10 protein-coding genes are annotated in these 7,744 nt (G+C 70.4%); 3 read left to right on the top strand and 7 right to left on the bottom strand.

The window, feature by feature from the left end; all coding sequences use genetic code 11:
* Positions 1–168: 168 nt before the first annotated feature.
* The 5 genes from J7E68_RS19845 to J7E68_RS13120 all read right to left on the bottom strand — a co-directional run bounded on the left by J7E68_RS19845 (position 169) and on the right by J7E68_RS13120 (position 4,299).
* Positions 169–735: a hypothetical protein gene (locus tag J7E68_RS19845; RefSeq protein ID WP_311416883.1), complete on the bottom strand. Its 567-nt coding sequence runs from the start codon at positions 733–735 to the stop codon at positions 169–171.
* A 697-nt stretch (positions 736–1,432) separates the two neighbouring features.
* A complete protein-coding gene (locus J7E68_RS13105; protein WP_215173256.1) occupies positions 1,433–2,242 on the bottom strand; it encodes an ABC transporter permease in 810 nt (269 codons plus the stop codon).
* On the bottom strand, positions 2,239–3,150 hold the full coding sequence (locus J7E68_RS13110; protein WP_215173265.1) for an ABC transporter ATP-binding protein: 912 nt from the start codon (positions 3,148–3,150) through the stop codon (positions 2,239–2,241). The genes J7E68_RS13105 and J7E68_RS13110 overlap by 4 nt, the downstream gene beginning before the upstream one ends.
* A 108-nt stretch (positions 3,151–3,258) precedes the next feature.
* Complete coding sequence (locus tag J7E68_RS13115; protein WP_215173267.1) at positions 3,259–3,642, bottom strand: MmcQ/YjbR family DNA-binding protein; 384 nt, start codon at positions 3,640–3,642, stop codon at positions 3,259–3,261.
* 3 nt (positions 3,643–3,645) lie between these two features.
* Positions 3,646–4,299, bottom strand: coding sequence for an SOS response-associated peptidase family protein (locus J7E68_RS13120; protein ID WP_215173269.1), 654 nt, complete (start codon positions 4,297–4,299; stop codon positions 3,646–3,648).
* Positions 4,300–4,391: 92 nt separating this feature from the next.
* On the opposite strand from J7E68_RS13120, the gene J7E68_RS13125 reads away from it, so the two are divergent.
* On the top strand, positions 4,392–5,330 hold the full coding sequence (locus J7E68_RS13125) for a DMT family transporter (protein WP_311416887.1): 939 nt from the start codon (positions 4,392–4,394) through the stop codon (positions 5,328–5,330).
* Position 5,331: 1 nt separating this feature from the next.
* Here J7E68_RS13125 and J7E68_RS13130 read toward each other — a convergent pair whose 3' ends face one another.
* Together J7E68_RS13130 and msrB are read right to left on the bottom strand one after the other, a co-directional pair.
* Positions 5,332–5,880: a nitroreductase family protein gene (locus tag J7E68_RS13130; RefSeq protein ID WP_215173271.1), complete on the bottom strand. Its 549-nt coding sequence runs from the start codon at positions 5,878–5,880 to the stop codon at positions 5,332–5,334.
* On the bottom strand, positions 5,877–6,281 hold the full coding sequence (msrB, locus tag J7E68_RS13135; RefSeq protein ID WP_215173279.1) for a peptide-methionine (R)-S-oxide reductase MsrB: 405 nt from the start codon (positions 6,279–6,281) through the stop codon (positions 5,877–5,879). The genes J7E68_RS13130 and msrB overlap by 4 nt, the downstream gene beginning before the upstream one ends.
* Before the next feature lie 68 nt (positions 6,282–6,349).
* Between msrB and J7E68_RS13140 the strand changes: the two genes are divergently transcribed.
* Together J7E68_RS13140 and J7E68_RS13145 are read left to right on the top strand one after the other, a co-directional pair.
* The gene (locus tag J7E68_RS13140) at positions 6,350–7,342 is read left to right on the top strand and encodes a DUF2332 domain-containing protein (protein ID WP_215173281.1); all 993 of its coding nucleotides are present in this window, start codon (positions 6,350–6,352) and stop codon (positions 7,340–7,342) included.
* 9 nt (positions 7,343–7,351) lie between these two features.
* The gene (locus J7E68_RS13145; protein ID WP_215173283.1) at positions 7,352–7,609 is read left to right on the top strand and encodes a DUF3263 domain-containing protein; all 258 of its coding nucleotides are present in this window, start codon (positions 7,352–7,354) and stop codon (positions 7,607–7,609) included.
* The last annotated feature ends 135 nt before the right edge of the window (positions 7,610–7,744 follow it).

The following is a 7,744-nucleotide window of genomic DNA, read 5'->3' on the forward strand; positions in this document are numbered from 1 at the left end:
TGGCCAGGGGCACGGGAGCCGGCCGGAGGGCCGCGGCCTGCGCGATCGCGGCGTGGCCGTCGGCCGCCTCGCCGATCACGACCAGGTCGTCTTCGGCTTCGAGCACCATCCGGAATCCGAATCGGATGAGCTCCTGATCGTCGACCAGGAGGAGCGAGATCGGCTCGGTCATGTGCGTTCCTTCGATTCGTGGTCTGCGGGCTCGGGCGGGGTCATGGGAAGCTCTGCGCGGAGCATCCATCTGCCCCCGCCGACCGGTTCCGAGATGATGGTCCCGCCCGCGTGAGCCGCCCGCTCGGCCAACCCTCGTAGGCCGTATCCCGCCGTGCCGACGGTCGCGTCGGCGCCGTCGTTGAGGATCTCGACCGTGACCGCGTCGGCCGTGTGGACCACGCGGACCGCGATCGAGGATGCGGCGGGAGCGTGCCGCATCGCGTTCGTGACGCCCTCCTGCACGATGCGGCCGACGGCGTGTGCGACCGAGGGCGAGAGCAGCGCGCCTCCGACGACCGAGAGCGTAACCGGGTAGCCGGCGCGTTGCGCATGCGCGACCGTCTCCTGAGGCGGCGTCGGCTCGAGCGGTGCGAGGGGCAGCGGCGAGTCGTCGGCGCGGAGCACCCCGAGCATCGCGCGCATCTCGGTGAGGGCGCTGCGGGCGGTCTCCGCGGCCGACGAGGCGGCGGCGCGTGCCTGATCCTGGTCGGGGGTGGCCGCGGCTCCCTCCGACAGTGCCACGATCACCGTGAGGGAGTGNNACCCGCCGCTGCGAGCTGCGCCTGCTGATCGCGCTCGACGAGAAGCTGGCGAGAGCGATCGATCACCGCCGTCAGATAGCGCTTGCGCCCGCCGACGTTGACGCCGATCAGGGTGCCGATCAGCCCGAGCACGAGCGACATCACCACGGCGTTGACGGCGATCTGGAAGGTGATGACGCCCGCGAGGGTGAGGAGGCCGCCGAATGCGGCGAGGGATCCGAGGCCGATGCCGAACCCCGTCCACGCCGCGCGCGACGATCGATACACCGCCAGCGAGTAGCAGGTGACGAGCAGGAGCGGCGAACCGATCGGCTGTAGAGCGAACAGGAATGCGGCTTCCAGAGCGAACGCGGCGACGTACGGCACCAGCGGGCGCCTGCGCCGCCACAGCAGCGTGGCACAGGCGGCGACGACGGATGCCGGAGTGAGGATCGCCACGCCGATGGCGAGCGGCATCGGCAGGTCGCTCGTGATGATGCCGGCCGGAACCAGCGACAGCAGCAGGCAGAAGAACGCGATCAGAACGTCGGCGACCACCGGATGCCGCGACCAGAAACGGCGGAGGACTCCGGGCGGACGCGGCAGCCGCAGCCCCTCGTCCTCGCGGACGGGGGTGCTGCGGCTGCGCGTTCTCTTCACCGGCCGACTCTACGCGGCCGGGTCATCGCGTCGCGGGATCATGCATCGCGGGTGCGCAGCACGGCCCATGCGGCGAGCATGCCCGCAGCGACCCAGCCGGCCAGCGTCAGGTAGGCCACGGGGCCTTCGAGGGCCGCACCCTCCGGGAGGATCGCGCTCTGAGCCGCCGCGACCGGCAGGTAGTTCGCTGTCTCGAGGAGCCACGCCCATGCCTCGCCGGCGATCGTGAAGAAGCTGGCGACGATCGGCAGGACGAAGAGCAGACCGACGGTCGCCGCGATCGCTCCGGCACCGGAGCGCAGGATGAACCCGAACGCGACGCCGATCAGAGCGAACACCGCCATGGCCACGGAGGATACGACGATCGGAAGGATCGACGCCGAGGGGTCTGACCAGTCGATGCTCTGATCCCGCGGCGCGACGACGGCGGAGACCGCGACGGCTGCCGCCGCGAAGATCACCAGCGAGGACACGAACATGAACACAGCGATCACGACGGCCTGGGCGGCCAGCACGGAGCCGCGCTTCGGGTTGGCCGCGAGGGTCGAGCGGATCATGCCCGTCGAGTACTCGCCTGTGACCGAGATCGCTCCGAGGATGCCGGCGAGCAGCATCGTGAACTGGATCGGCATCACGACCGCCTGGATGGGGTCGAAGCCCGGCATGTCGATCGCCTGCGCGATGAGCACGGCGATGCCGACGGTGAGGACGGCGGCGATGCCGATCGACCACCAGGTCGACCGCAGAGTGGACAGTTTGATCCACTCGCCGCGCACTGCGCGCAGGAACGTGAGATTCCGGCCGGTGTCGACGTGCTGCCGGGTGAGGGGCGGGGCCTGGATGGTCATGAGATCTCCTTCGTCCGGTACTCGACCGAGTCGCCGGTCAGGGCGAGGTAGGCGTCTTCGAGCGATCCCGTGGTCGGGGTGAGCTCGTGCAGCGGGATGCCGTGCTGTGCGGCGAGATCGCCGATGCGCGACGCGGGAAGCCCGACGATGTCGAGCAGATCGGGGGCCGAGCTCACGACCTCGACGGACGGGCCGCCCACCGCGCTGACGAGATCTGCCGGGCGAGGGGTGCGCACGCGCACCGTGTTGGTGGTCCAGGCGCGCACGAGCTCGTCGATCGGGGCATCGGCGAGAACTCGACCGCGGCCCATGACGATCACGTGATCGGCGGTCTGCGCCATCTCGCTCATCAGGTGGCTGGAGAGCAGGACGGTGCGTCCCTCGGACGCCGCGTGCCGCACGAACTGGCGCACCCACCGCACACCCTCGGGGTCGAGACCGTTCACCGGCTCGTCGAGGATCAGCGTGTGGGGGTCGCCGAGCAGCGCGGAGGCGATACCGAGACGCTGCCCCATGCCGAGCGAGAACTTGCCCGCCCGCTTGCGAGCGACGGGCGCGATGCCGGCGAGGTCGATCACCTCGTCGACCCGTGAGGCGGGGATGCCGTGGGTCGCCGCCATCGCGCGCAGATGGTTGCGGGCGGTGCGACCGGTGTGCACGGCCTTCGCGTCGAGCAGCACGCCCACTTCGGTGAGCGGTGCGCGGAGCTTGCGGTACTCGCGACCCGCGACGGTGGCGGTGCCGGACGTCGGCCGGTCAAGGCCCACGATCATGCGCATCGTGGTCGACTTGCCTGCGCCGTTCGGACCGAGGAATCCCGTGACGGTTCCCGGCTGCACCGTGAACGACACGTCCTGGACGGCGGTCTTGTCGCCGAATCTCTTCGTGAGGCCTTCTGCTGTGATCATGCTTCGACGCTACCGACGCGGGGTCATCGCGCGCGTCCTCCCCGAGTACCGTTCACGCTCGTGCCGGGGTCCTCCTGTCGGGGGATGCCGCGGATGCCGATGTCCGGTTCAGGGAGTCGGCCGCCCGAAGAGCTGGGGGTCGACCGGTCGCTGAGCTCGAGGCAGCTTCTCGACCACCAGCCGGTACGACTCCGTAACGAGTTCGGTCACCAGATCGTCCTCGAGCGAGCGGCCCGGCAACAGCGTGATCCAGTGCTTCTTGTTCATGTGATAGCCCGGCACGATGTCTGCGAAGGTCTCGCGCAGTGCGACGGAGTCCTCAGGATGCGACTTGAGTGTGACGCGTCCGGTGCCGTCCAGGGGCACCAGCAGGAAGACCCTCCCACGCACCTTGTAGACGTCCCACTCCGGGCCGAACGGGTTCTCTCGCTCGGCGCCGGGCAGCTCGTCGGCGCGGGCGGTGGCGAGGGCGATCAGGTGTGTCGGGCGCATGGATCAGAACAGCCTGTCCGCGCCCTTGTCGTCTGTGCGGGGCGCCGCCTGCACGCGCTCGTCGAGGGCGGCCGCGGCCAGCAGCGCCTCGTCGATGATCTCTCTGCCGGGTTCGGCGGTGAGCCAGTCCTCGCTCGACGCGGCGGGAATGAGCAGCGGCATGCGATCGTGGATCCCCGCCAGGTGCTCCGGCGCCGGTCGCATGACGATCGAGTAGCAGGTGAACGACTGCCCGTCGGCGGTGCGGCCGCGCTGGGTGACCGCCGCCATGCCGAAGAGCGCTCCGTCGTCGACGAGGAACTCGTGCCACACGCGTTCGGGCTTCTTCATCTCGTACCAGCTCGTCGCGGGCACGAGCGCCCTGCTCTTCAGGCCGCCGGGGCGGTCTTGCAGGCGCTCGGAGCGTGTGTTGATCGAGGGGAACTTCGACGGCTCGCCGCCGACCAGGAACCCCCACCAGGCGGGCTCCAGCGTCGGGGCGGTCTCGGGCTGAACGATGATCGGGTTGAGGTTGCGCAGGTTCTTGCCGGTGGGGCGCACGGTCTCGCGCGCGTTGTCCTCCGCCCAGCCCCGGAGTCCGTCGAGCACCGCCTCGTCGGCGGCAGCCAGAAGCTCGGTGTCGGTGAACCGCGGATCAAGTCCATAACTCGCGCACATGCCGCCAGGGTACGCCCGGCCACCGACATCCGCGCCGCAGACATCCGCGCCGCGCTCCCGGACACGGACTCGTGCTCGGCTAGGGTCGACAGGTGACCCAGGCGCGCCGACTCTCTGCACCGGTCGCACTCGGGGGAGCGGTGGCGATCGGCGTCATGACGGCCATCCAGGCGCGCATCAACGGAGTCCTGGGAATCGCGGTCGACAACGGCATCGTCGCGGGACTCATCTCGTTCGCGGTGGGCCTCGCGGCTCTGACCGTCGTGATCGCCTGCATCCCCTCTGCTCGCCGCGGAGTCGGTCGGCTGCGCGAGGGCATCCGTGACCGCGAGATCCCGTTCTGGATGCTGCTCGGCGGCGCCTGCGGCGCTCTGACCGTGTCGACCCAGGGCATCACAGCGGGCGTTCTCGGCGTCTCGCTGTTCACGGTCGGAGTCGTGGCGGGGCAGACGCTGCACGGTCTCGTGCTCGACCGCATCGGATTCGGACCGGCCGGCGTGGTCGCGGTCACTCCCGGGCGCGTGATCGGCGGCGCCCTCGCGCTCGCGGCCGTCGGCATCTCGCTCAGCGGCGATGTGCTCGCCACCGCCCCGTTGTGGATGCTGCTCCTGCCGTTCGCCGCGGGCGTCGGCATAGCCTGGCAGGCGGCCACCAACGGGCGACTCGCGCAACGGGTGCGCTCGCCGATCGCCGCCACCCTCATGAGCTTCATCGCCGGAACGCTCGCCCTGATCGCGGCCGCCGGCATCAGCGTCGCAGTGCGAGGCATGCCCGATGCGCCTCCTGCCGAACCGTGGCTCTATCTCGGCGGCTTCCTCGGCTCGGCCTACATCCTGCTCGGAGCGTTCATCGTGGCGCACACCGGAGTGCTCCTGATGGGCCTCGGATCGGTGCTCGGGCAGCTCACGACGTCGGTCGTCATCGACCTGGTGTGGCCGGCGGCGTCGGGCCCCGCCCTGTGGCAGATCGTCGGGATGGTCGTCGTCGCCGTGGCATCGGTCGTCGTCGCGCTGCCACGGCGCAGACGCTGACCTACTTCTTCTTCGGCTTCGGCATGCGCGTGACGAGCGCGCGGGCGTCGACGGGCTTGCGGCGCCCAGGCCTCTTGCCTGCCGGCTTGCCGCCGACGTAGAGCCACCCGAGGAGCTCCTCGTTCTTGCCGATGCCGTGGGCCTTGGCGACAGCCTTCGACCGCGTGTAGTGGCCGGTTCGCCACAGCACGCCGAAGCCGGCCTCGTCGAGCAGCAGGCTGAGCATGTGGGCGACGCCCGAGGCGACGGCCTCCTGCTCCCAGCGAGGCACCTTCTCGCTCTTGCGATAGCTTGCGACGACCGCGATCAGCAGCGGGGCACGCAGGGGCTTGGACGAGGGGGACTTGTCGCCCTCGGCCTTCGCGATCGCGGCGCCCAGCATCTCCCGATCGGATCCGCGCAGCTCGATCAGCCGCCACGGCCGCAACGACGAATGGTCGGCGACCCGGCCGGCGGCCGACACGAGCGTCAGCAGCTCCTCACGCGAGGGAGCGTCGTCGGTGACCTTCGACCAGGACTGGCGGGCGCGGACGGCCTCGAGCGCACTCACGACTGGTCGGGAGTGAAGTTCATGGCGAGCGAGTTCATGCAGTACCGGTCGCCGGTGGGAGTGCCGAACCCGTCGGGGAACACGTGGCCCAGATGCGAGCCGCAGTTCGCACAGCGCACCTCTGTGCGCACCATCCCGAGGGTGGTGTCCTCGATCAGCTCCACGGCGTCTGGCCTGATCGACTCGTAGAAGCTCGGCCAGCCGCATCCGGAATCGAACTTGGTGCCGCTCTTGAACAGCTCGGCGCTGCACGCGCCGCATGTGTAGAGGCCCGCGCGCTCCTCGTCGAGCAGCTCGCCCGTCCAGGCGCGCTCGGTCGCCGCCTGCCGCAGCACGGCGTACTGCTCCTCGCCGAGCTCTGCCCGCCACTCTTCTTCGGTCTTGTCCACGCTGTACGACATCGGTCCTCCTGGGGTCTGCTCCATTCTCTCGCGTTCAGAGGCGGGCGGCGTCACGAGAGAATGGATGCATGACGGATGACGTGCAGCTGCGCTTCGCGCGCTTCGCCGAGCACGAGGCGCCCGGCCGCAGCGACCTGTACGTCGAGTGGGCCTCCGGCGTCGCCGCAGACCACGATGTGCAGCGCATACTCGCGAGGATCCCCGAGAACCGCAGACAGCCTCCGCTCGTGTTCGCCGTGACGCGCATGCTGGGTGCGGGCCTCGTCGGCTTCGCAGGCTGGCGCGACTTCGTCCTCGCGCACGCCGACGAGATCGTCGACGAATGCTCCGGGCGTCGGCTGCAGACGAACGAGCCGCTGCGACTCGCTCCGCTGCTTCCGGTTCTGAGCGAGATCGAGGGGCCGATCGCGCTGCTCGAGGTCGGGGCGTCGGCGGGACTCTGCCTGTACCCCGACCGGTACTCCTATCGCTTCGTGGACGCGCACGGCGCGATCCGCCGCGAGCTCGACCCCGTCGGCGGGCGGTCGAGCGTCGTGCTCGAGAGCCGGGTCGACGGCGAGATGCCTGCAGTGCGGATGCCCGAGGTCGTCTGGCGGGCAGGGATCGACCTCGCGCCTGTCGATGCGGCTGACGAGCGCGACCGTCGGTGGCTGCAGGGCCTGGTGTGGCCGGGGGAAGAGGGGCGGGAGCAGCGGGTGACGGCGGCTCTCGACATCGCGGCGGCCGATCCGCCGCACCTCGTCGCCGGCGACGCGCTCGCGCACATCGATGCGCTCGCCGCGGAGGCGCCGTCCGACGCCACGCTCGTGGTGACGACGCCCGGAGTCCTCGTGCACATCCCGAGAGAGGCGCGCAACGCTCTGGTCGAGCGCATCCGCCGACTGGACGCGCGCTGGGTCACCATCGATCCGCCCGCGCTGCTCGACGTGTGGGCATCGCAGCTCGATGCCGACAGCTGGCCGGGTTTCGCGGTGGCACTCGACGGTCGGGTCCGCGCGGCAGCCGACCCACTCGGCAGATGGTGGGAGTGGCGCGCGGGCGCATCGGCCTCGGCGACCTAACCTGGTCACATGCTGGGAGAGCTGACCGAGCGGGATCGCGCCATCCTCGCGCTGGAGATCGCGTGGCCGCGGCACAGCGGTGCCAAAGAGGAGATCATCCGCGCCCAGCTGGGCATGAGCGCGGCTCGCTACTACCAGCTCCTCGGCCGCCTGATCGAGTCGGAGGCGGCGTTGGAATACGACCCCATGCTGGTGCGTCGACTGCGCCGCATCAGAGACGCACGATCGTTCCAGCGCGCCTCCCGCACCCCCGGGTTCGTCGGCTGAACGATCGTCCCGCCACGCGCTGAGGCGTCGGGCAGCGGATACCGAGGTCGGTGCCGTTAGCATCGAGGGGTGTCAGAGCCCAGCCGAGATCGATTCGACGACGCCCCCCCATCCCCCGGACGCGTCGGCGCGCCC

This window comes from Microbacterium sp. ISL-103, from assembly GCF_018613995.1.
Lineage (GTDB): Bacteria > Actinomycetota > Actinomycetes > Actinomycetales > Microbacteriaceae > Microbacterium.